18 protein-coding genes and 1 tRNA gene are annotated in these 22,697 nt (G+C 68.9%); 12 read left to right on the top strand and 7 right to left on the bottom strand.

The window, feature by feature from the left end; translation table 11 throughout:
* Positions 1-85 precede the first annotated feature (85 nt).
* Positions 86-1,594 (top strand): SIR2 family protein, encoded by a 1,509-nt coding sequence (locus tag ASG94_RS08620; RefSeq protein ID WP_156411467.1) that lies wholly within the window; start codon positions 86-88, stop codon positions 1,592-1,594.
* On the opposite strand, the gene ASG94_RS08615 is transcribed toward ASG94_RS08620, so the two are convergent.
* Positions 1,576-2,265, bottom strand: coding sequence for an NUDIX hydrolase (locus ASG94_RS08615; RefSeq protein ID WP_056925856.1), 690 nt, complete (start codon positions 2,263-2,265; stop codon positions 1,576-1,578). The two genes, ASG94_RS08620 and ASG94_RS08615, sit on opposite strands and share 19 nt — an antisense overlap.
* Before the next feature lie 66 nt (positions 2,266-2,331).
* Here ASG94_RS08615 and ASG94_RS08610 point away from each other — a divergent pair, with 66 nt between their 5' ends.
* Genes ASG94_RS08610 through ASG94_RS08580 form a run of 7 tightly spaced genes read left to right on the top strand, consistent with a single transcriptional unit; the run spans position 2,332 to position 11,148 of the window.
* Positions 2,332-3,264 (top strand): TY-Chap domain-containing protein, encoded by a 933-nt coding sequence (locus tag ASG94_RS08610; protein WP_056925855.1) that lies wholly within the window; start codon positions 2,332-2,334, stop codon positions 3,262-3,264.
* A gap of 5 nt (positions 3,265-3,269) precedes the next feature.
* A complete protein-coding gene (locus tag ASG94_RS08605) occupies positions 3,270-4,046 on the top strand; it encodes a hypothetical protein (RefSeq protein WP_156411466.1) in 777 nt (258 codons plus the stop codon).
* Positions 4,047-4,057: 11 nt separating this feature from the next.
* Complete coding sequence (locus ASG94_RS08600) at positions 4,058-5,524, top strand: ADP-ribosylglycohydrolase family protein (RefSeq protein WP_056925853.1); 1,467 nt, start codon at positions 4,058-4,060, stop codon at positions 5,522-5,524.
* A 40-nt stretch (positions 5,525-5,564) separates the two neighbouring features.
* A complete protein-coding gene (locus ASG94_RS08595; protein ID WP_156411465.1) occupies positions 5,565-6,092 on the top strand; it encodes a hypothetical protein in 528 nt (175 codons plus the stop codon).
* Between the two features lie 11 nt (positions 6,093-6,103).
* Positions 6,104-9,613: a TM0106 family RecB-like putative nuclease gene (locus ASG94_RS08590; RefSeq protein ID WP_056925851.1), complete on the top strand. Its 3,510-nt coding sequence runs from the start codon at positions 6,104-6,106 to the stop codon at positions 9,611-9,613.
* Positions 9,604-10,533, top strand: coding sequence for a PGN_0703 family putative restriction endonuclease (locus tag ASG94_RS08585; RefSeq protein WP_056925850.1), 930 nt, complete (start codon positions 9,604-9,606; stop codon positions 10,531-10,533). The genes ASG94_RS08590 and ASG94_RS08585 overlap by 10 nt, the downstream gene beginning before the upstream one ends.
* A 36-nt stretch (positions 10,534-10,569) precedes the next feature.
* The gene (locus ASG94_RS08580) at positions 10,570-11,148 is read left to right on the top strand and encodes a hypothetical protein (protein ID WP_056925849.1); all 579 of its coding nucleotides are present in this window, start codon (positions 10,570-10,572) and stop codon (positions 11,146-11,148) included.
* Here ASG94_RS08580 and ASG94_RS08575 read toward each other — a convergent pair.
* The 6 genes from ASG94_RS08575 to ASG94_RS08550 all read right to left on the bottom strand — a co-directional run bounded on the left by ASG94_RS08575 (position 11,135) and on the right by ASG94_RS08550 (position 16,571).
* Entirely contained in the window at positions 11,135-12,682 is a 1,548-nt protein-coding gene (locus ASG94_RS08575) for a gamma-glutamylcyclotransferase family protein (protein ID WP_056925848.1), read from the bottom strand. The two genes, ASG94_RS08580 and ASG94_RS08575, sit on opposite strands and share 14 nt — an antisense overlap.
* 68 nt (positions 12,683-12,750) lie before the next feature.
* On the bottom strand, positions 12,751-13,545 hold the full coding sequence (locus ASG94_RS08570; protein WP_156411464.1) for a hypothetical protein: 795 nt from the start codon (positions 13,543-13,545) through the stop codon (positions 12,751-12,753).
* Between the two features lie 103 nt (positions 13,546-13,648).
* The gene (locus ASG94_RS08565; protein WP_056925846.1) at positions 13,649-14,725 is read right to left on the bottom strand and encodes a hypothetical protein; all 1,077 of its coding nucleotides are present in this window, start codon (positions 14,723-14,725) and stop codon (positions 13,649-13,651) included.
* A 114-nt stretch (positions 14,726-14,839) separates the two neighbouring features.
* Complete coding sequence (locus ASG94_RS08560; RefSeq protein ID WP_056925845.1) at positions 14,840-16,078, bottom strand: tyrosine-type recombinase/integrase; 1,239 nt, start codon at positions 16,076-16,078, stop codon at positions 14,840-14,842.
* Positions 16,075-16,275 (bottom strand): helix-turn-helix domain-containing protein, encoded by a 201-nt coding sequence (locus ASG94_RS08555; protein ID WP_056925844.1) that lies wholly within the window; start codon positions 16,273-16,275, stop codon positions 16,075-16,077. The genes ASG94_RS08560 and ASG94_RS08555 overlap by 4 nt, the downstream gene beginning before the upstream one ends.
* Before the next feature lie 223 nt (positions 16,276-16,498).
* A tRNA-Arg gene (locus ASG94_RS08550) sits at positions 16,499-16,571 on the bottom strand.
* 212 nt (positions 16,572-16,783) lie between these two features.
* Between ASG94_RS08550 and ASG94_RS08545 the strand changes: the two genes are divergently transcribed.
* The 4 genes from ASG94_RS08545 (at position 16,784) to ASG94_RS08530 (ending at position 22,653) form a co-directional block, all read left to right on the top strand.
* Positions 16,784-18,625, top strand: a complete 1,842-nt coding sequence (locus ASG94_RS08545; protein WP_056925843.1) for a phosphoenolpyruvate carboxykinase (GTP) — start codon at positions 16,784-16,786, stop codon at positions 18,623-18,625.
* Between the two features lie 119 nt (positions 18,626-18,744).
* A complete protein-coding gene (locus ASG94_RS08540) occupies positions 18,745-20,997 on the top strand; it encodes a putative bifunctional diguanylate cyclase/phosphodiesterase (RefSeq protein WP_056925842.1) in 2,253 nt (750 codons plus the stop codon).
* Positions 20,997-22,424, top strand: a complete 1,428-nt coding sequence (locus tag ASG94_RS08535; RefSeq protein WP_056925841.1) for a glycosyltransferase — start codon at positions 20,997-20,999, stop codon at positions 22,422-22,424. Before ASG94_RS08540 ends, ASG94_RS08535 begins: the two co-directional genes overlap by 1 nt.
* A 1-nt stretch (position 22,425) precedes the next feature.
* The gene (locus ASG94_RS08530) at positions 22,426-22,653 is read left to right on the top strand and encodes a hypothetical protein (RefSeq protein WP_200958036.1); all 228 of its coding nucleotides are present in this window, start codon (positions 22,426-22,428) and stop codon (positions 22,651-22,653) included.
* The last annotated feature ends 44 nt before the right edge of the window (positions 22,654-22,697 follow it).

The raw sequence follows: 22,697 nt of genomic DNA, 5'->3' as shown, positions 1-22,697 counted from the left end.
TGGACGGTAGGCGACGGCGCTGACACGCGGGCGGGATCGCAGAAGCCGTGTCGTCGTGGCGTGGGCGACCGGCATACTCGCCGGCATGAACGAGCATGCGGGCCACCTCTTCGTCGTCCACGGCCGGATCGAGTCGGTGATCCACGACGCGGCACTCATCCCGGTGGACGCGGCGTTCAATTTCAACCCCGGGTGGCGTGACCTCGTCGGAGCGTCGCCGCGAGTGCCGCCAGGGTGGGACCGAGGCTATGGGCGGATGAAGGAGGCGCCCGATCGGGTCTGGGCGGTCAGCACAGGGGACGGGAGTGAGGACTACGCATTCATCCTTGATCGCATCGTGGGGGCATTGGAGCGCGTCGACAAGTTTCGGGACTCCTACCCATTGAAGCGAGGCGAGGGCACGCTGCCTCTCGTCGCGCTCCCAGTCATCGGCATCGGGCTGGGAGGGTATTCCGAGGACCGCGGCAAGGTGTTGCATCTGCTCGTTGAGCGCCTGACCACGACTGCCAAGCGCCTCGATCTCGACATAGCGCTGGTGACGCCCGATCCTGCTGTCTACGCGGCAGCCCAGTACGCGAGGCGCAAGGTCGCGCCGCGGCTTCCCGGCCGGCTCGAGGAGTCTGCCGTCGATCTGGCGAACAGCGCGCGCAGTGGCCACCTGGCTCTCCTGCTCGGCGCCGGGGTCAGCGCGGCGGCAGGGCTGCCCGGGTGGGGGGCATTGATCGAGGGCCTGGAGCGGCGCTTTGGCATGGAACCGCCCGGAGAAGGGCTCGACATAAGCCTGACCGACCGCGCGGAGCTGATCGAACGTGTCGACAAGGATGGGTTCAAGCGGCAGGTGGCCGAGCTGATCAAGCCAGCCAAGCGGCCATCCCTCCCTCATGTTCTGCTGGCAGGGCTGGACTGCCACCAGGTGGTGACGACCAACTATGACGTCCTCTACGAAGCTGCTGTATTCGCGACCGGCAAAGACATCAAGAGCGTGATGCCCTGGGCCTCCGCCCACGGTGCGGATCGTTGGATCCTCAAGCTCCACGGCGATGTTGATCACCCGGAGCAGATCGTCCTCACGCGGCGGCACATGGTGCGGTACGACGCAGCGAACCGGCCCTCGGCCGCCGTCCTGCAGTCGCTTCTGCTTACGAAGCGGCTCCTCGCGGTCGGGGTATCGATGACCGATGACAACGTGATCCGCTTGGCCCACGAGGTGGACGAGTACCGCGTCCAGCATCAGAAGGGCGGCACCGCGACGTTCGGGACGGTCCTGGACTCCAAGGGCGACAAGCTCCGCGGGCAGCTCTGGGATGGTCAGCTCGACTGGATCAACCTGCCGGACGAAGTGGGCATGTCCGGCTTCCGCGCCTTGGAGCTGGTACTCGACCGGATCGCGTTCCACGCAGCACGCACGTCCTCGTGGCTGCTCGACGAGCGGTTTGACGGCCTACTCAACGATCGGGAGGACGCGGCCTTGGCCGCCGATGTCCGCGCGCTCTATGACCGCATGTCGAAGCGCGGGATCAGCAAGTGGGCTCCCCTGGTCCGTCGGCTGGAGGAGCTCGGCGTCCAGGGCGAGAATCAGCGCCGCTTGCGATAGAGCGTCGCCGGCCGCCCGCGGAGCCCGTCGGAGACGACGACCTTCCCGTGGCGCGTGAGCGGCTCGACGTACTCCCGCATCCGCCGGTTGAAGTTGTCCTTGTGCAGCTCGGCGCCCACCACGGCCTCGTGCATCTTGCGCAGCTGGCGCAGGGTGAAGGGCTCGGGAAGGAAGCCGTCGGGGTCGGGATGGATGTCGACGTAGCGATAGCGGATCTCGTAGCGCTCTCGCAGCGCCTCGACCGCGGCAGAGACGATCTCGTCGTGGTCGAAGAGCAGGCGCGGCTCGCCATGCAGCCGCCCGTCGGAACTCACAGGCACCAAGTCGCCATTGGCGTCCAACAGCTCGGGCTCCGGTAGGGAGAGCGAGTGCGCGGCTGAGATCACCCAGCTGCGGTCGTCGCGCTCGGGGTCGTCGAAGAGCCGGAGCAGCCGGGGCCGGTTGCGGTCGGACGGCTCAATGCCGACCTTCCGTCGCAGGACGTCGTCCACGGTCCGGTCCACCGTCCAGCGCTCCCGGATGAATCCACCCGGCAGCGAGCGGCCGGCAGGATCCCGGCGGTCCTGCACCAGGACTCGCAGCTCGGGGATTGTTTCGGACGGTCGACTTACGGTCAGCACAGCGACATCGACAGTGACACCGGGTCGGGGAAATGAGTCGAGATCAGCCATGCGGCAGACATTAGCGCGATGCGCGTGTTAATGTTTAGAGACAGCAGAGTGCTAAAGGGGAATGCCATGAACGACCGGCACCAGGGCGGCGAGACTGCCCACACCGAGAGCTCCGACCACGAGCTCGACAAGGCGTGGAACGACCTGGCCCACGGCCTGACCGCGCAGCTGCCCCGGATGCGCGACGAGAGCGACCACCTCATCGTCGAGCTGCCCGAGGGCGACGACGACGGCACGCGGCCCTACGCGCAGTTCGCGGGCTTCGGCCCAGGGATGGTGCGCGCCGAGCTCAGCGGCAACGTCTACCTCGCGCCGGCGTACGTCCTGACCGACGAATGGTGCGAGTCGCTCCGGACGATGGGGTGGAGCGGCAACGAGGAGGACGAGCCCAATTGGTACGTCGAGCGCCCGGTCGAGGACGCGAGGAACATCGCGGCCCTCGTGGTCGCCTCACTGCGCCAGGCGTTCGGGGTCGCCCACCCGCAGTTCCTGACCTACCGAGCCTGGGGGCGCAACGCCGACGGGGCAGCGGAGCTCGGGCTGAGCGCGAGCGAGGACGTGCCCGTCGAGCAGCCCTTCGAGCCGATGGTCCTGCAGCCCGAGGACCGCGACGACCTGCTGGCGATGATCCGCATGACGCTCCACGCCAAGTACGACGAGGAGCCCACCGTCGACGACGACGGAGACGTCGTGCTCACGCACCTGGACCAGCCGGTCTGGCTGCGGGCCCGCGATGACATGCCGGCAGTCGAGATCTTCGCCCGCGTCGTCCACGGCGTGTACTCCCGCCGCGCCACTGCGGTGGACATCGGCCTGCTCAACCGCGACAACCCGCTGGTGAAGTGGTCGATGCGCGAGCGCACGGTGTGGCAGCACATCGTCATCCCCGCACTGCCGTTCGCTCCCGGGCACCTCGACGCGATGGTCGACGTCTTCCTTGCGACGATGACGGCCACCCGTGACGACCTAGCCCTGCGCGTCGGCGGGCGGGTGGCGTGATGCACGTGAACGACAGATTCGCTTCGTTCGCCAGCAGCATGGAGCCCGTCATGCCGAGCAGTGGCAACGCCGTACCCAAGGCTTCGACGATTGCCGTAGCGCGGGCACGCAAGGAGCGCCTGCTCGAGACGCTCCGGACGGCGTCGGGTGCGCGCCTGGCGGCAGCGGTCGCCGGCCCGCTCGTCACGTTCGCCGAGCTGCTCGAGGCCGGGCTGCCGCGCGAGGACCGCCTCGCTGAGCTCGCGATGCTCTACCGCGAGGACTGCTCGGTCGACTTCCTGCGCAAGTCGCGCTTCCAGTGGGACGTCATGCGCGACCCCGCGCTGCCCGTGGCTACAGCGCGGGCCGTGCTCGACGCGAAGCCGTCGGCGTGGGAGATCCGAGTCCTGTCCGGACGGAAGGACCTCACCGGCAAAGAGCTGCAGCTCGCCGCCGTGGGAGGGCGCGCACGCGCCAGGTGGCAGGGCAAGAGCGGAGGGGAGTACGCCGCGCTGCGCTGCCTGCCCGCAGGCTGGCTGGAGCTCACTGCCAACGGGGTGGACGACGAGATCATCGGCATCCTGCGCAACCCCAACTGCCCCGAGGCCGTCGTACGCCGCCACATCACCGGCGGCACCGCTCGGGTCCGCCTCCACGCCCTGCTGGCGACCCACCGACGCACCTTGGCCATCGAGTCCTCGTTGATCGTCGCCGCCCGTGACCTCCCCATGACCGACACCGCGACGCTCCCCAGCCGGGACCGCGTGGTGAAGGTCGCCAACCGCATCCTCGCCGCCCGATGAGAGAAGCCACCATGCCCATCCGACTCACACCCGCCCAGGCCGACCGCGCCTGCGGCGTGCTCATCGCAGCAGCCGCTGGGGACGCCCTCGGCGCCGGCTACGAGTTCGCCCACGTGTTACCCGACCTCGTGCCCACCATGATCGGCGGCGGCCTCGGCAACTTCGCTCCCGGCGAGTGGACCGACGACACCTCCCAAGCAGTAGCCATCGCCCGGGTCGCCGCCACCGGCGTCGACCTACGCACGCCCGAGGCGCTCACGCAGATCGCGAAGGGCTTCGCCGACTGGTACGCCGGCGGCCCCGCCGACGTCGGCATCCAGACCTCCGCCGTCCTCAGCCGCGCCGGGCGCAACCCGACCGGTGCCGAGATGGCCGAGGCCGCACGCGTCGTGCACGAGCGCTCCGGGCGCAGCGCCGGCAACGGCTCCCTCATGCGCACCGGCCCGGTCGCTCTCGCCTACCTCGACGACCCCGAGGGCCTCGTCGAGGCCGCGATGGCGATCAGCGCCCTCACCCACCACCAGGACATCGCCCAGCAGGCATGCGCCGTCTGGTGCCTGATGATCCGCCACGCGGTGCTCAACGGCGAGCTCCCGACGTACGACGACATCGCGCCATGGGTGCCCAACGGGAACACGTGGCGCGGGCTGCTGCTCGAGGCCGAGACCAAGCCGCCGTCGTCCTTCACGCGCAACGGCTGGGCTGTCGGCGCCCTCCAGGCGGCGTGGTCCGCGATCACCCACACCCCCGTGCCGACCGGCGGCCACGCCTGCGGCCACCTCGTCGACTCGATCACCACCGCGATCCGCATCGGGCACGACACCGACACCGTCGCCGCGATCGCTGGCGCTCTCCTCGGCGCGCGGTGGGGCATGAGCGCCGTACCGGCGACGTGGCGCCGCGTGCTCCACGGCTGGCCCGGATTGCGCGCCCGCGACCTCGAGCACCTAGCCTTCCTCGCCGTCCACCACGGCGCAGCCGGCAAGTACGGCTGGCCGCTGGTCGACCACATCGACTACACCCACCTGCAGTACGGCCTGCCCGCGCTCGCCACGCACCCGCACGACGACGGCGTGCTGATCTCCGGCGCAACCGTGCTGGACGCGGTCCCCGACGAGGTCGACGTCGTCGTCAGCCTCTGCCTGACCGGGCGGACCCAGGTGCCCGCCGTCGTCGAGCACATCAACTTCCGACTGATGGATCAGGCGGAGCCGGAGCAGAACCCCAACCTCGACTTCGTCCTGATGGACGCTGCCCGGCTCGTGGCCGACCTGCGCGACGAGGGCAAGACCGTGCTGCTGCACTGCGTCGCCGCCCACTCGCGCACGCCAACGGTCGCGATCGTCTACTCCATGCTGCGCGGCGTGGAGCTCAAGGACGCGCTACCGGCGGTGTGTGGGGTCCTGCCGGCAGCGCCCCCCAACCGGGGCTTGCGCAATGCGCTGAATCGGCTGTCTGCCAAGGGAATTGCGGGTTGAATCGATGGAACCGACTTATGGAATGACGAGGTGGCAAGACATGCCGACGCTGAGAACCGAGTACGTACAGGACGGCTGGCTTGGCACACCCGAGTACGAGAAGGTCCAGGCGATCAGCGACTCGCTGCTCGACCACCTGAACACGCCGGGGGCACGCCAACTGATGGCACGCGCCAACCTGCCGGGCATCAGCAGCTCGCAGGTGCAGGCCACCTTCCTGCCGTTCGCGCAGGAGTTGGGGTTCGTCAGCGAGGCGAAGGGCCTGTTCAAGGAGTACGACAACAAGTTCCTCCGCCCCGACTACTACCTCTCACTGGGGGACACCGGGATCCTCATGGAGGTCGAGCGCGGCAAGACGACAACGAACAACATGGATCTGTTGGACCTCTGGAAGACGCACGTGTGCACCCAGGCCCACTACTTGTTTCTCATGGTGCCGCAGGCGCTGAAGCACAACGACACGATGAGTCCGAAGAAGGAGTTCGCCTCGGTCTCCAAGCGGTTGGGATCCTTCTACGCCGCCGCGAACTACACGAACGTGCGTGCCGTCCACATCTTCGGCTACTGAGGGGAACCGTCGTGTTCATCGTCGATGGAGCACTCCACTGGAGTGCCTCCGACCTGACCGCAGCTGCCGCGTGCGAGTACGCCGTCCTGCGCACGCTCGACCACAAGCTGGGCTGGGCTGCCGCGCTCGAAACGCCCGAGGATCCGCTGATGCGGCACATCGCCGCACTGGGGGACGTGCACGAGGAACGCTTGCTCGCGGAGTACCTGGCATCCGGGGATGTGGTTCAGATGCCCCGCGTTCAAGGGACGCACACTGCGGCCAAGCTGCAGGCTGCGAGGGACGACACTCTCGAGGCGCTGCGCTCCGGCGCCCCAGTCGTCTACCAGGCCGCCTTCTCGGACGGAGAGTTCTTCGGCTACGCCGACTTCGTCGAGCGAGCCGACGACGGGTGGCGCGTCTGCGACGCCAAGCTCGCGCGTCAGGCCAAGCCTCAGGCATTGCTGCAGCTCGGTGCCTACGCCGAACAGATGCGTACGCTGGGGTTGCCCGTCTCTTCCAGAGTTGCGCTGCTGCTGGGCAACGGCGAACGTGTGGAGTTCCAGCTCAGCGACGTGCTGCCGGTCTTCTCCGAGCGGCGAGAGCGGCTGCGCGAGCTCCTCGGCACGCACGGCGCCGGGGGTCAGCCGGCCGAGTGGGGGGCGAACGGGATCCTCGCCTGCGGCGGGTGCGCCGAGTGCCGTGACGCGGCCGGGCAGGCCGACGACCTGGTGCTGGTGGCCGGCCTGCGCATGGACCAGCGTCGCAAGCTGAGGGCTGCGGGCATCCTGACCATGGGCGACCTCGCCGCAGCGACGTCCAGGCCCGGCGACATGGCCCAGGCCACGTTCGACAAGCTGCGCGCGCAGGCCGCGATCCAGTGGAGCCAACGACACGCCGGTGAGGGAGCGCCCGTCGAGTTCGAGCTGCTTGACGGCGCGGCAGAAGCCCTCACCCGACTGCCGGCACCGTCGGCGGGCGACCTCTTCTTCGACTTCGAGGGCGACCCGCTCTACGACGAGGGAGACCCCGCGCGCGTGGGGCTGGAGTACCTCTGGGGCGTGCTCGGCACCGACGACGACTACACGCCGATCTGGGCCCACGACTGGGCTCAGGAACGAGCGGCGTTCGTGGAGTTCATGGAGCTGGTGGCCAAGCGCCGAGCAATCGATCCGGACATGCACATCTATCACTACGCGCCCTACGAGACGGCGGCGCTCAAGCGTCTCGCGATGCGCTACCAGACGTGCGAGAAGGAGCTCGATGACCTCCTGCGCTCCGAGGTGTTCGTCGATCTCTACGCCACGGTGCGAGCTTCGGTCCGAGTCTCGGCCCCCTCGTACAGCATCAAGAAGCTCGAGCCCCTCTACATGGGCGACGAGCTGCGCTCCGACAACGACGACGCCGTCTCCGACGGAGGCGCCTCGGTCGTGGCCTATCACGAGTTCCGCACGTGGCGGAGCGAAGACCCGCCCGCGGCAGCGAAGCGGTTGGCAGCCCTGGTCGACTACAACGAGTACGACTGCCTCTCGACCCTGCGCCTTCGCGACTGGCTGCTGGCGCGAGCCGAGGACGTGGGCGTGCGCCACCTGATCCAGCCCCGCACCAACGCCGTCGAGGGTGAGGAGCTGACGGTCAAGGACCCGGTATTCCTCGGCTTGATGGAGCTGTCCGGGTCGGAGGTGCGCAACAAGCGCACTGCTCCCGAGCAGGCGTGCGCGATGCTCGCGACGTCCCTCGACTACTTTCGGCGCGAGAACAAGCAGTTCTGGTGGGAGCACTTCGAGCGCCTGACGCACCCGATCGGCGACTGGGCCGGCGCCCGTGACGTGTTCGTGGTCGAGTCGGCCGAGGTGGTCTCCGACTGGCACGTGCCCGCAGGGAAGGCCAAGAACGCTCGCCGGGTCGTGCGCCTGGTGGGTGAGTGGACCCCAGGCAGCAAGAACGGCTCGGGCGCCAAGGTCGCCTACGCGACTCCCGCACCGTCGAAGTCGCACGGTCCGGAACGCGCTCCGTACGCTGCCTGCGACAGCGCCGCAGTGAAGCCCGACGACGCAGACACGCGGGTGGTGTTGCTGACCGAGAGCCGCAAGTCGGAGGACACCTTCCCCGGCCTCCCGGTGGCGTTGCTGCCCGGCAGCCCGCCTCCCGTCGGCAAGCTCGAGGACGCCATCAAGGAGGTCGGTCAGGACGTCGTCACCGCGGGTGCGCCGCCGAGCTCTGCCGCAATGGACATCTTGGCGCGACGTGCACCGCGGCTTCGCGGTGGGCGCCCGCTCCCGCGCCACGAAGCGACCATCACCAACGTAGTCGAGGCTCTGGCCGGCATGGACGACTCCTACGTCGCGGTCCAGGGGCCGCCCGGGACGGGCAAGACGTACGCCGGCTCCCGGGTGATCAAGTGCTTGGTCGAGCAGCACGGCTGGCGGATCGGCGTCGTGGCACAGTCGCACGCCGTCGTGGAGAACATGCTCGACGGCATCGTCAAGGCGGGCCTCGACCCGACGCTGGTCGGCAAGGCGAAGGTCGAGAAGGCCGACCCGGCCTGGACCAGCTTGAAGAACGTGCCGAAGTTCCTCGACGAGCACGTCGCGGCGGGCTGCGTCATCGGGGGAACGGCCTGGGACTTCGCCAACGACAACACGGTGCCTCGACAGAGCCTCGACCTCCTGGTCATCGACGAGGCCGGGCAATTCTCCCTCGCTCCGACCATCGCGGTCTCGGTCGCCGCCCAGCGGCTCCTCTTGCTGGGCGATCCACAGCAGCTGCCCCAGGTGAGCCAAGGCACCCATGCCGAGCCGGTCGACACCTCAGCGCTCGGGTGGCTCCTGGATGGACACCGCATACTGCCCGAGGACCGGGGCTACTTCCTCGCCGAGTCGTACCGGATGCACCCGGCGCTGTGTGAGCGTGTCTCGATGCTGTCCTACGAGGGTCGGTTGCACGCTGCGTCGACCGCCTCGGAGCGTTCCCTCGAAGGCGTCCAGCCCGGACTGCAGGTCGTGACGGTTCAGCATGCAGGCAATCAGACGGCCTCTCCCGAGGAGGCTGCCGAGGTCGTCGCGCAGGTGCGAGCCCAGCTCGGTGCGGGCTGGACCGATCCGGACGATCCGTCCACGCCGCGCCCTCTCGACCAGCGCGACTTCATGGTCGTGGCGCCCTACAACGCACAGGTGACGCTGATCCGCGCCAGTCTTAAGGAGGCGGGCCTCGGAGACGTGAGGGTCGGAACGGTCGACAAGTTCCAAGGTCAAGAGGCGCCGATCGCGATCGTCTCGATGACGGCTTCCTCGCACGGTGACGTGCCCCGCGGAATGGGCTTTCTACTCAGCCGCAACCGGGTCAACGTCGCCGTATCGAGGGCTCAGTGGAAGGCGATCGTCATTCGGTCGGCCTCGCTCACGGCCTACATGCCGTCGAGTGTCGACGGGTTGCTGGAGCTGGGCGCGTTCATCGGTTTGTGTGGCGAGCAGTCCTCGGCACAGGATCGAAGCTGCCGCCAGGCGGACCTCCGAAGCCGTACGGTCGAGCCATGGAGTTGAGTGCAGAACTGCTGGGGCGCCTGAAGCCGGAGTGGGACCGCGCGCCCGGGGATCCGGAGATGACGGCGTTCAAGCGGCAAGCCCGGCGCCGTCAGGCCATGTGGCGAGCCCAGCAGGGTCTCGACTTCGGGGAGCACCCGCCGGAAAACAAGAACGGCTCCGTCCTCAAGGAGGAGGATGGCAATGCCTACGCCAACTTTCTCTCCCCGCGAATCGTCGAAGCCGTCAAGCACAGGTTGCATGAGGATCAGCGACAGACTTCGCAGCAGCTTCAGGAACCCAGGCTTCTCAACCACCTCCTCTCCTCGATGCCGATGTGCTTCAACCTGTACGGCGAGCTGCACAACGATCCTGAGCGTCTCACCGCCGCTGGCAAGGCGCTGTGGAACGTGCAGGAAGAGGGGCAAGCCGTCAAGTTCGAGTGGTCCCCCGGCCGTCACGACGCCCGCTACACCGGGGACGGTACGGCGTTCGACGTAGCGCTGTTCTTCGGTGAGCCGGGCGGCGCGTCTCGGACCGTCATCGGGATCGAGACGAAGTACCACGAGCACGCCGTCACGGAGTCCGAACCGAATGCGGTGACGCGACTGCCCCGCTACACGGAGATCGCCGAGAAGTCCCAGGCGTTCAAGCCAGACTGGAGGAAGCGCATTCTCGGCACCGAGCTGCAACAGGTGTGGCGCGACCACCTCCTGCTGCTCGCGATGCTGCAGGACGAGGAACGCCCCCGGACGTTGGGGACCTATGTCCTCGTCTACCCGGAGGGCAACACCTCCTTCGCCCGACTGGCCGAGCGCTACATGGACGCGCTGGAGGACACCTCCACCTTCAGGCATGTCACTCTCGAGTCGCTTCTTGATGCTCATGTCCTCCACGCGCGCGACACCGAGCAGAGGTTCCGCGACCGGTATCTCTTCTGAGCGCCATCCAGCTCGCGAACAGGAGTCAGACCCACCATGCACGTGCTCGCAGTAGGAGAGCTCTACGATCCGCCGCTCACGCGGTTCGAGAGTCGCGAGGCTGTACGCCTCGGGAGGAATCTCCACGAACTGGTCCGGTTCTGGCCTGACCCAGATCCCATGGAGCGGGCTGCACACCAGGCGGGGCCGGCCGAGTTTGCGCTCATCGATGAGTCGCCGCACCTCCTGGTGCTCGCGTACCGCTTTGGTGACCTGCCGTGGTGCGACTCTCCGTTTCAGATCCATCGGCACCGGGAGGAGGACCGCGCGTGGCCGGCCGGTGGACCCGACGGGCAGATCGCCATGCGCACGGTTCTCGTCGATGCCTCAACCGGCATCGTCGTCTCCCTGCGCGTTGACGCCTTGTCCTTGGGATTCTCCAACGCTGTGCGTGTAGCGGTGGCCGAGCAGTTGCTGCACGAGCCCAACGATGACGAGGCACAGCGGCGACTCAACGCTCTCTACGACAAATATCCGAGCTCGGAGGTGATGGCCCGGCAAGGCGCAACGATCGCTTGCTCTACCCCCGAGCCCACGCTCGGAGGGACGAGAGACCTGAGCATCAGCTACTACTGACCTTTGGCCTGCCGAGTGGCCAGGAGTCGAGGCGCGCCCCGACGCCGGCGCACGAACCTGCGACATAGACCCAGGCGACCTGGCCACCTACTGCTCGCGCCTGCCGGCAGAACAGACCGGCCGTCAGGCCCTCGACCTCGTCGAGAGTGGCGAGGAGTTGCCTCATGGCGGCGATCTCGGCGCGAAGCAAGACACCAGAGGCACAGCCGGTGCCGGCGTTGAGGGCAGGCCACCCGTATCCGGTGTCGCGAAGGTCGCCGGCCACGGTCGCGTCGACCGGCTCAGCCACCACGTAGTCCGCGAGCAGCGGCCAGCGCTCGTGGCCCGGTTTGAGGGTGCCGTAGACGAAGAGGTGCGGCACGCAGTCGCCCGGGTGTGGATAGACGCCGACCGGTACAACCGGGCCGAGGCTCGCGGGCTCCACAGACGTTGGTGTCACATGGGTGCGAAGCGCGCGAACCTGGTCGTGGTCGAGGTCGACCCGCAGTACGGGCCGGCCGGCGAGGCGCATCGGGCACCGCTCCGCCCGGCCACCGACGTACACCGCCGGTCGTGGCAGGTGGGCGCCGTTCTCGAGAACAACACGTCCCGACTCAAGCAGCACCAGGTCGTACCACTGGCTGTTGCGGCCCTCGACCTGGTCGAGACGCGCCATCTCGTCCAGGTCGCACATCATCACCAGGGCCTGCTCGACGTGGCCGGGCACGACGTCCAGAGTGACCGGGGTCCGGGCGGCTCGGGTGTCCCCGACGCACCACACCGATGCGAGGTCCTCCATAGTGCACGCCAGGTGTACCGACGGCAGGGGAGTGCCGTTGGCGACGACTTTGCCGGGGGAGGCGTTGGAGCCGTAGCCGAGCAACGGCACGCGGGCCGAGAGTGGGATCGCGCCCTGGTCGCGGAGCCAGGCGTCGAGGCAAACGGCCCCGCCGGCGGCCTCGACCGCCCATCCACTGGCGCGGCTCTCATCGACCCTGACCTGCCAGCAGCGGGCGTCGCGGTCGATGACGAAGGAGCCGTACGGCCGCTGGCCGGGGTAGGGGTCGAGTGCGTATTCGGTGGCCCGTTGGCCGGGGGTGACCCGGCCGGGCGGGTCGTTCTCGCCCAGGACAAGGCACCACCCGAGCAGGTCGCCCATGAGGTGCTGCATGTGGTGCTGTTCATCAGTCCCGGACCCGAGATCGAGGCCGTGGTCGGCGACGTGCCAGATGTCGGCGCAGCCGTGAGCGTCGTCCCCGTCGGGGCGGGCCATGAGGGTGCCATCGGCGTCGCGTACGGCGTACTCCCAGCGGCCAGGAACGTCGTCTCCGGGGGCCCAGTCGAAGAGAGGGACGATGACCATCCGGCGTCCGTCGCGACCCAACACCTCCGCGGATGCGTGCCCGGCGTACTCGCCCAGGTGCACCGTCGCGCCGCCGCGCTGCATGGTGATGGCAACCGCATGCGCGGCGACGCGCTGGGCGGCTGCCACGTCGTGCTCGGCCGCAACCAGGATGAGATCGGCAAGGCGACGGAGGGTGGCGTGGTGGTCCATGGCGATTCCTGTCGTTGTGGCTCCGAACGAGCCGTGTGAGGACAGGTCTACGGCTCGGGTCGGAACATTCACGTCGCGGCCGTCAGGTGGTCGCGCCAGGCGGTGAGCTTCCACGCCACCCGGTCGAGCACGGCCCGACTGACCGGTTGGGCGACCTGACCGCGTTCGACGGCGTCGCCGTACTCCTCGAGCAGTGCCAGTCGCTCCTCGACCTCCGTGCGGGAGTATGGGAACAGGCCGAGGAGGTCGGACCCTGTGCCGGCGAGGGGTTGTTGCCAGTCCGCCGAGGTCCGGCGTAGCCGTGCCCCGGTGATGTCCTGGGCAGCGACGTCGTCGGCGTCGCGTCCGTACTCGAGCCCGACCGGGTCGAAGCCGTCCGCGAGCTCCGAAAGCCACCGGCGGGCCTGCTGAACGCCGACGCCGAAGCAGGCGGCCACGACCTCGACCTCCACCAGGTCCTCGTGCTCCTCCAGCAGGCGCACGATTCGCAATGCCTCATCGACTCGGTTGCCGCGTCGTGATGGCGCCTTCGTCTCGGTGGGGCCAACTGGGACGGAGCGCCGCCGCAAGTCCTCGCGAACCGCCCGCAGGGCGTTGTGCTCCTCCAGCGTCAAATGCCACTCGGGCGCCTTCTCGAGCAGCGGCGCGCGCTTGATGCCTTTGAGGTACTGCTCCCGCTCAAGCGGGACGTTGGTCACCACCAGGCCCCGGTCCCGCAACGCGCGCTTGTCGTTGCGCAGAGTGCGCTCCGCGTGCGCTCCAGTGCCGTACGCCGGTACGCGAGCCATGAGTTCACGGTCGGTCAGCGCTCCGTGCCCGCGCGACTCGCGGTGCACGCGCGTCAGCTCCTCCAGGAGCGCCACCACGCGACGCAACGGTGTGTAGTCAGCCCTCACAGCTTGCGGAGATCGCAGGCGGGGACGTCTTGGCGGCGGGATCGCGGCGCGACGATGGGTGCGGCAACCATCACCTGACAAGTGACTTGCGGTAGATCGTCCTCATGTAGTCATCCTTCGGTGACGCTGTCACCCGGCTGTGAGTGAAGCCCAAGCCCTTTGCCGCTGATGAGAGGGCCAGACCAGCCCAGGATGAGAAGTCTTGGGGACTGACTGCGACGGGGAGAATCATTCCTGCTGTGCTTGCGACCGCCGTCGCAATGCCGGCAGCGGTCAGGCCCCCTGCCAACTGGTCTCGCGTCCCAACCACGTCCTGCCTGATCGACCGAACGACTTCTTTGAGGTGAGTCGCGTCGTCTACTGGCGCGTCTCGCAATTCTTGCAAGCGATGGGATGTGACCTGAACGTACTCCCGGCGTAGGCGGCCCCCCTTCGAACTGGTTCGAAAATCGAGAAGCCTGTCGATACTGACGTCGTCATTCGCCGCGCGGATGGCTGGGATTTCGACTCGAAGCGCTGGTGCCACGGGCGACTGATCGGTCGGCGCCGCAGCGACGCCAAGTGCAGTGGGCGTCGCCGCATCGAGGACCACGGCGGAGTCCATATCTCCGGTGCTCGGCTGGGCGTACTTTGCGAGCAAGCTCATCAGCACATCGGCGTGATCCTTGTCGCGCAGCTCGATGGCGTGTTTACCAGCAGGCTGATGCGCGATTCCGCTCTCCAGCAACGCGTCGACAACGTCCGGAGGCATCTTGTTGACGTAGAAGAACAGCTCCGGGTCGGCCTCGCGTTTCCGGGCCTTGCCGACAGACACATCATCCAAGTCGTTCTCGGTCAACCACTCCCTGCGCTTGGTCTCATCGACTTCCAGGTAACGGGTGAGCTCGTCGATCAACTGATCGGCGCTCGCTGCGACATGGAACGGCGTGAAGAGGTCAGGCTCAGTCTCCATCAGCCGACGGATGTCGTTCAGCGTCTCGCGCTCGCGCGCATTACGAGCTACCGGAATGTGGGTGGGCCAGATGCTGCCCAACCGCTCCGCCCACAACAGATTGCTCACCAACCACTGCTTTGTCGGGATGGCGCTTGGATAGTTCACGATCACGCCCTTGAGCACGTCCGTACTCGCCGTCTGAACTTCGCTCATGTGAACTCTCCCCGAGGTGGTGCCGACGTCTCGGCGAAGTTTGCCGTGGACGCGCTGCTCGCGGGCGAGAACGCCTGAACTGAGGAGACGCGTGAACAGAATCTGACCTTGCCCTCACTCCGCTTGGCCAAACAACACGTCGCCCATCCGCGCCATCGCCTCTCGGCGCATCGGGTCGATGACGTGGGCGTAGCGCTGGGCGGTCCGGTGCTCGGTCCAGCCCATGAGGTCCATGAGCGTCCGGGTGTCGACGCCGTTGGCGAGGAGCAGGGTGGCCGCGGTGTGGCGCGCGTCGTGGACGCGGGCGTCACGAACGCCGGCAAGACGCAGCACCTCCTTCCACTCGGCCCAGTCGCGGCGGGGATCGATGGGTGCGCCGAACTCGGTGGCGAAGATCCAGTCCTCGTCGCTCCACAGGAAGCCCGCCTGGAGGCGTTCGGCGGCCTGCGCCGCCTTGTGGGCCCGGAGGAGGGAACCCAGGCCGGGCGGCAGCGGAATGGTGCGTGACCTGTTGTTCTTCGGGGTGCGGGTGACGAGGCCACCCTGGGTCCGCTCGGGACAACGGCCTCCCTGCTTGGTCCAACACGTGGGCTGGCCTTCGTCGTCGGGCTGGCAGCCGTGGCGGCCGGTCTCGCGGCGTAGGGCGCGACGTACGACCACGGTCTCGGCCTCGAGGTCCAGGTCGGCCCACTTCAGCCCGAGCGCTTCGCCCTGCCGGAGTCCCAGGGACAGGGCGACGCTCCAGCGGGCGCCGTTGCGACGGTCGGCGACGGTCCGGAGGATGCACGTCGCGTCGTCGACGGTGAGAGGCACCACCTCGACCTCAGGGGGCTTCTCGACCTGGACCTTCTTCGCCGGGTTCACCGCCAGGCGGCCGGAGTCCACGGCGGCCGACAGGCAGGATCGCAGGACGCGGTGGGTGGCGGCGACGGTGTGCGCGCTGGCGCCCGCGCGCTTCATCTCGATGAGGCGACTGCGGATGACCTCCGCGGTCAGCGCGCTCAACTTCATCCCGGCGAGATGGGGCAGGACGTGAACCCGGAGCGTGGACCGGTAGCCGTCGATGGTCTTGGCCTTGCGCCCGGCCAGCGGGAGGATGTCGTCGAGCCAGTGGGTCGCCCACCAGCCGAGGGTCGTGTCCTGGCTCGAGTGGATGTACTCGCCTCGGTCGCGCTGCGCCTCGAGTCGCCGCTGCGCCTGGATGACCTCCCGGCGGGTCTTGCGCCGGAGGTGCTTGCGGTCGGGACGGCCGTCGGGGTGCCAGCCCATCGGGACATAGACGTGCCAGAGGCCGTCCTTGCCCTGGTACGGCGTCGGTGTCGCCTGGGCCGGGTCCTGGCGGGGGCGGCTCATGCCGCGCCCTCCCCTCGCCGCTCCACGCGACGGGACTCGATGTAGGCATCGACGTCACGGCGCAGGATGCGCGTCGCGTAGTTCATCTTCACGTGGGGGAGTTCCCCGCGCCGGAGCATGCGATCGATGGTGGACATGCTGACCCGCAGGATGGCGGCGGTCTCGCGGCTGGTCAGGAGAATCGGTGTCTGGGTCATGACCAGCCCTGTGCCAGATACATCGGGGCTGCGACCGCCGACGAAATGAGGGTGCTGGGACATGTCCGAAGACTGCCGCGCCGAGATAACGGTGCCCGGCGGGGTTCCTGCACCATTCCTGCACCACCCGGACCGGGCGGCCTCCTGAGGTCGAGGGGAGCATCCGCGGTCGGGAACGACAAAACCGCAGGTCAGCGGGCTGACCTGCGGCTTTCTCGTTCTGCGCGCCTGTAGGGATTCGAACCCCAAACCTTCTGATCCGTAGTCAGATGCTCTATCCGTTGAGCTACAGGCGCCCGTCGTGCTGCGAACGGCGCGACCGGATGAGGATAGCGGACCCCCACCGACATCCCGAAATCACACCCCTCCGGGTCCGCCGGACCCCAATTGGAGGAGGTCTCCGGAAGTGGAGCGTTCCAATCCCGGGACCATCGTTATGGTGTCGGCACGTCGCGCGGCCGGGGCGGGCGAGACGCTCCCGGTCCACCTCACGAGAGGCACAGTTCTGATGGCAGATGTCGAGGCAGCCCTGGACGCCGCGGGGCTCCGCAACCCCAAGGTCCGCGAGTTCGTGGCGGAGTACGCCGAGCTCACCGGCGCCGACCGGATCGAGGTCGTCGGTGCCGCCGACGACGCGCGCCTGATCCAGGAGGCGCTCGCCGCGGGCGAGCTGAAGGCTGCCGGCGAGGGCCGCTACTACTCGCGCAGCTACTACAAGGACACCGCCCGCTCCGAGGAGCGCACGATCGTCGCGACGAACCACGAGAAGGACAAGGGCGTCTACAACAACTGGCGCCCCGCCTCGGAGATGAAGCCGCTGCTGCACGAGCGGATGCGCGGGGCGAGTGCCGGCAAGACGATGTACGTCATCCCCTACCTGATGTCGCCCCCCGGCAACGAGCTCGCCCCGTGGGCCGCCGGCGTCGAGCTCACCGACTCGCGCCCGGTCGTGCTCCACATGATCCGGATGGCGCGCGTGGCGCCGCACTTCCTCGACGAGCTCGAGGACCCCGACCACTTCGTGCGCGCCGTCCACGTGACCGGCGACCTGGAGAACCTCGGCCAGGGCACCGACGACGACCAGCGCTACTTCGTCACCGTCGCCGACGAGCGCACGATCCTGCACTTCGGCTCGTCGTACGGCGGCAACGCCCTCCTCGGCAAGATCGCCCACGGGCTGCGCCAGGGCGCGTACGACGGGTGGGCCAGCAAGAAGTTCCTCGCCGAGCAGTACATGCTCATCGGCATCCACGACAACGAGACCGGCAAGGACTACCACATCTGCGGTGGCTTCCCGAGTGCCTCGGGCAAGACCAACCTGGCGATGATGCTGGCCCCCGACGTGCTGGGCGAGCGCTACCACGTGTCCTTCTACGGCGACGACATCGCGTGGCTGTGGGTCGACGAGGAGTCCGGTCGGCTGATGGGGATGAACCCCGAGTACGGCGTCTTCGGCGTCGCCAAGGACACCAACGAGCGCACCAACCCGACCGCGCTGCACTCCGTCGACCCAGGCACCCACGCGATCTTCACCAACGTCGCCTACAACCCGACGACCGGCGAGGTCTGGTGGGAGGGCCGCACCCCGTCCCCGCCATCGCCGGTGCACGGCTGGCTCGACTGGACCGGCTCCCCGCTGGCCGACCGCAAGGACAGCGACTCCTCGCCGTGGGCGCACCCCAACAGCCGCTTCACGACGACGCTGACCAATGTCCCGAACATCGCGAAGGACTTCGACGCCTCCTCCGGCGTGCCCATCGACGCGATCATCTTCGGCGGCCGCACCCGCGACCGCGAGCCGCTGATCCGGGCCATCCACGACCTGGCCGAGGGCGTCTACGACGGCCTGACGCTGGGCGCCGAGGCGACCGCGGCGGCCGAGGGCACGGAGGGCGTGCTGCGCTACGACCCGATGTCCAACCGGCCCTTCATGGCCTACGGCGAGGGCGACTACGCACAGCACTACCTCGACGTCGTCGGCGCGGCCACGGACCAGCCGATCTTCGCCCACGTCAACTGGTTCCAGCGCGACCCCGACGACGGCCACTTCCTGTGGCCCGGCTACCGCGACAACCTGCGACCGCTGCTGTGGCTGCTCCAGCTCCGCAACGGCGAGGTCACCGGACGCGAGACCCCCGTCGGGATCGTGCCGACCGAGGAGGAGCTCAACCTCGAGGGCGTCGACATCAGCCCGCAGGACCTCGAGACGATCCTGTCCATCGACAACGTCCGCTGGCAGCAGGAGATGGCCCACCGCGAGGAGCACCTCGAGCAGTTCGACCGGATGCCCGAGGCCATCTGGGAGGCGCACCGCCGGGTGGCCAAGGCGCTCGCCGACGACGGCGCCTGAGCGGCGTACCGGACATCACGCGACGGGCCCCGGTCCACGACCGGGGCCGTCGCCGTTCCCCGCGCCGACACAGGGGCTAGGGTCGTCGCACCATGTCGGGTCTCGGGACAGTGCAGGAAATGAGCGGCAGCCGGTTCGACCGTCGGCGTCCGTCGCTGCGGTTGATGCGCCCCTTCGGCGTCGTCTGCGCGATCGGCCTGCTCGCGGTGCTGCTGCCGCCGTACGACGTGTCCCCGGTCGTCCTCGTCCTCGCCACCCTCGTCTACCTCGCGGTCATGGCGATGCTGATCACCAGCAGCCGACGCGCCGAGCGCACGTGGATCGACACGGGGGCCGCCTACCTCGCGTTCCTCTTCGTCCTGCTCGTGCGGGATGCGGGCGGCGGCCAGTCCTCCGGCCTGGCCGTGCTGGTCCTGGTGCCCGTCCTGTGGCTGGCGATCACCGGGTCCGAGCGCGAGCTGTACGTCGCCTGCTTCCTGGCGGGCGCCACGATCCTGGGTCCGGTGCTGCTGGTCGGCGCACCCCGCTACCCGGTCGAGGACTGGCGCCGCGCCTTCGTGCTGGTCGCCATCGCGGTGGTCCTGGGCCGTGTCGTGCAGCGCATCGTCATGCGCCTCGAGCGCGAGACCCGGGCCGCGCGCACGGCCACCGAGCAGAGCGAGCGGCTGTTCCTGGACGCCCCCCACGGGGTCGCCGTGCTGGACACCACCGGGCGGATCCAGTTCGTCAACGCCGCCCTGTGCGGTATCGTCGGCCTGCCGCCCGACGAGCTCGAGGACACGTGGCTCACCGAGCTGGGCCCCCCGGGTGACTCGGCGATCGCCGACCACCTGGCCCGCATCTTCGAGGACGTCTCGCGCTCCAGCGCCTCGGACTGCGTGCTGCGTGACTACCGGGGGCAGGACGTCCACGTCGGTCTCAGCAGCCGCCTGCTGCACGGCCCCGGGTCCAACGAGCCCGACATCGTGCTGGTCAACGTCGTCGACGTCTCCGAGCGCCGGCGCTACCAGGACCGGCTCGCCCACCTCGTCGACCACGACGTGCTGACGGGCCTGGCCAACCGGCGCCGCTTCGACAACGAGCTCCAGCGGCACCTCGAGCGCTGCCGGCGCTACGGCGCCACCGGGGCGGTCCTGCTCCTGGACCTCGACAACTTCAAGCAGGTCAACGACACCCTGGGCCACAACGCCGGCGACCAGCTGCTGGTCACCATCGGCGGCATCCTGCGCCGGACCGTGCGCGACACCGACGTCGTCGCCCGCCTCGGGGGCGACGAGTTCGCGCTGCTGCTGACCGACGGCGACCAGTCCGCGGCGGAGCGGGTCGGTCGCGACGTCGTCGACCGGGTCCGCGAGCTTGCCGCCACCCTGGACGGCGTACGCCGCCGGGTCACCGCCAGCGTCGGCGCCGTGACCTTCCAGTCGGCCAGCGAGCACGCGACCGACATCCTGGCGCTTGCGGACATGACCATGTACGACGCCAAGGAGGCGGGCCGCAACCAGCTCGCGCTCCTGCCGGAGGGCGAGAACAGGACCCCGAGGTTCTCGGCCCGCCTGCAGTGGCAGAGCCGCATCGAGGAGGCGCTCGAGCACGACCGCTTCGAGCTGCACCTCCAGCCGATCATGAACCTCTCGAACGACCGGATCAGCTCGGCGGAGGTGCTGCTCCGGCTTCGGGACGAGGACGAGCTGGTGCCACCGTCGCGCTTCGTCTACATCGCCGAGCGCACCGGGCTCATGCCCCAGGTCGACGCCTGGGTGGTCGAGCACAGCCTGGCCATGCTGGCCCGGCTGCGGCAGCACGACCCGGACTTCGAGCTCGAGGTCAACCTCTCCGGGCACTCCATCGGGCACCCCGACATCGAGAGCGCCATCCGGACCTCCCTCGAGCGTCACGCCGTGGACCCGTCCGCGCTCATCCTGGAGATCACCGAGACCGCCGCGGTGGCCGACGTCGCGCTGGCCCGCGAGTTCGCCGAGCGGATGACCGACCTGGGCTGTGCCTTCGCCCTCGACGACTTCGGTGCCGGCTTCGGCTCGTTCTACTACCTCAAGCACCTGCTCTTCGACTACGTGAAGATCGACGGCGAGTTCGTCGCCCAGGTGCACCAGTCGCAGGTCGACCGCACGATCATGCGCTCGATCGTCGGCATCGCGCGCGACCTCGGCAAGCAGACCGTGGCCGAGTTCGTCTCGGAGCCGGCGATCCTGCAGGTGTGCCGCGACGAGGGCGTGGACTTCGCGCAGGGCTACCTCATCGGCAAGCCGATGCCGTACGACGAGTTCGTCGCCCGGTTCCTGCCGTCCGTCCCCGCCGCCGCACCGGAGTCGGGCGTGCGCCTGCACCACGCCGACGAGGTGGCCCGCGACTGATGCGCTGGTTGCAGCGCTCGGTCGGCCTCGCCATCATCGGCACGGCGACGCTCGGCGCCGCCGTCCTGTGGGTCGCGGTCGCCGCCGGCGACCCGCAGCGGGGGCAGGATCCCGACGAGGGCGTCCTCTTCGGGATCTGGCGCGTCTTCTACGACACCGAGATGCCCGCCCCGCGGGTCCTGCTGGCCGCGGTGGGCGTGGCGCTGCTGCTGGCCGCGGGCGTCGCCGCCCTCGAGCGCCGGCTGGTCACCAGGGCGCGCCGCAGCGACGACCCCGACCGGATGCCGCTGGCACCCAAGGTCGTCATGGCCGAGACGCGCGGCGTGTACGCCGGCCCGGTGACCATCACCGTCCTCATCCCGGCGCACAACGAGGAGGCGTGCATCTCCGAGACCCTCGCGTCGCTGCTCTCCCAGTCGCTGCCGCCGGCGCGCGTCGTGGTCGTGGCCGACAACTGCACCGACGCGACGGTGCGGCTGGCGCGGGAGGCCGGGGTCGACGTCCTGGAGACCGTGGACAACACCCACAAGAAGGCCGGCGGTCTCAACCAGGCCCTGCGCGAGGTCCTGCCCGGCCTGGGCGACAACGACTGCGTGATGGTGATGGACGCCGACACCACCCTCGACGAGGGCTTCCTCGCCGGCGCCGCCCGCCGGCTCACCGACGACCGCGCGCTGATGGCGGTCGGGGGGCTCTTCTACGGCGAGGACGGCGCGGGCCTGATCGGGCAGTTCCAGCGCAACGAGTACACCCGCTACCAGCGCGACCTGCGCCGGCGCCGCGGTCGCGTGTTCGTGCTCACCGGCACCGCCTCGGTCTTCCGTCCCCGGGCCCTGCGCGCGGTGGCGGACGAGCGCGGTGCCACCCTCCCCGGGGTGCCGGGCGACGTCTACGACACGGTCGCGCTGACCGAGGACAACGAGCTGACCATCGCGTTGAAGTCCCTCGGGGCCCTGATGATCTCCCCGGCCGAGTGCACCGTGGTCACCGAGGTGATGCCGTCCTGGCGCGCCCTGTGGGCGCAGCGGCTGCGCTGGCAGCGGGGAGCCCTGGAGAACCTCGGCGCCTACGGCCTGCGCCCGCAGACGTTCCGCTACTGGATGCAGCAGCTCGGCATCGGGTACGGCGTCATCGCCCTGGGCGCCTACCTCACCCTGATCCTGCTGATGGTGCTGGCCACCTCCACCTGGGTCTGGTTCCCGTTCTGGATCGGCATCGGCCTGGTGTTCACCGTCGAGCGCGTCGTCACCGTATGGCGAGGTGGCTGGAAGGCCCGGCTGCTGGGCCTGACCCTCTTCCCGGAGCTCTTCTACGCGATGTTCCTCAACGTGGTCTACGTCAAGGGCGTCTGGGACCTCTCGCTGGCGCGGCAGGCGACCTGGAAGCACGTCGTGCAGACCGGCGCGGGCGCCCGGATGGAGCTCTGACGTGGCCGCAGTGATCGCGGCCGTCGTGCCCATGGGGTTGCTGCTGCCCGACAGCCTGCTGCGCAACGAGGTCGTCGCCGTGCTGGCGGCGTTCGTCGCGATCAACACCATCGTCTACGTGACCCTGGCGGTCGCCAAGGTCCTCCCGAAGGTCTACGTCCAGGACTGGTTCGACACCCGCAACCGGCGTCGCGAGACCCGCAGCATCGACCCGGACGCGCCCGTCTGAGGCGTCGCCGCCCGTCGTCGAGCGCTCCTCCGGGCGACGTGACC

The organism is Nocardioides sp. Soil805 (genome assembly GCF_001429625.1).
Classification (GTDB): domain Bacteria; phylum Actinomycetota; class Actinomycetes; order Propionibacteriales; family Nocardioidaceae; genus Nocardioides.
The sequence above is the reverse complement of the archived record's forward strand: the minus strand, read 5'-3'. Positions and strand labels throughout refer to the sequence as shown.

Bases quoted from the DNA above. Each gene is read 5' to 3' on its own strand.
- ASG94_RS08620 (WP_156411467.1), top strand. From the start codon at position 86: ATGAACGAGCATGCGGGCCACCTCTTCGTCGTCCACGGCCGGATCGAG.
- ASG94_RS08615 (WP_056925856.1), bottom strand. From the start codon at position 2,265: ATGGCTGATCTCGACTCATTTCCCCGACCCGGTGTCACTGTCGATGTC.
- ASG94_RS08610 (WP_056925855.1), top strand. From the start codon at position 2,332: ATGAACGACCGGCACCAGGGCGGCGAGACTGCCCACACCGAGAGCTCC.
- ASG94_RS08600 (WP_056925853.1), top strand. From the start codon at position 4,058: ATGCCCATCCGACTCACACCCGCCCAGGCCGACCGCGCCTGCGGCGTG.
- ASG94_RS08595 (WP_156411465.1), top strand. From the start codon at position 5,565: ATGCCGACGCTGAGAACCGAGTACGTACAGGACGGCTGGCTTGGCACA.
- ASG94_RS08585 (WP_056925850.1), top strand. From the start codon at position 9,604: ATGGAGTTGAGTGCAGAACTGCTGGGGCGCCTGAAGCCGGAGTGGGAC.
- ASG94_RS08580 (WP_056925849.1), top strand. From the start codon at position 10,570: ATGCACGTGCTCGCAGTAGGAGAGCTCTACGATCCGCCGCTCACGCGG.
- ASG94_RS08575 (WP_056925848.1), bottom strand. From the start codon at position 12,682: ATGGACCACCACGCCACCCTCCGTCGCCTTGCCGATCTCATCCTGGTT.
- ASG94_RS08565 (WP_056925846.1), bottom strand. From the start codon at position 14,725: ATGAGCGAAGTTCAGACGGCGAGTACGGACGTGCTCAAGGGCGTGATC.
- ASG94_RS08560 (WP_056925845.1), bottom strand. From the start codon at position 16,078: ATGAGCCGCCCCCGCCAGGACCCGGCCCAGGCGACACCGACGCCGTAC.
- ASG94_RS08555 (WP_056925844.1), bottom strand. From the start codon at position 16,275: ATGACCCAGACACCGATTCTCCTGACCAGCCGCGAGACCGCCGCCATC.
- ASG94_RS08545 (WP_056925843.1), top strand. From the start codon at position 16,784: ATGGCAGATGTCGAGGCAGCCCTGGACGCCGCGGGGCTCCGCAACCCC.
- ASG94_RS08540 (WP_056925842.1), top strand. From the start codon at position 18,745: ATGAGCGGCAGCCGGTTCGACCGTCGGCGTCCGTCGCTGCGGTTGATG.
- ASG94_RS08535 (WP_056925841.1), top strand. From the start codon at position 20,997: ATGCGCTGGTTGCAGCGCTCGGTCGGCCTCGCCATCATCGGCACGGCG.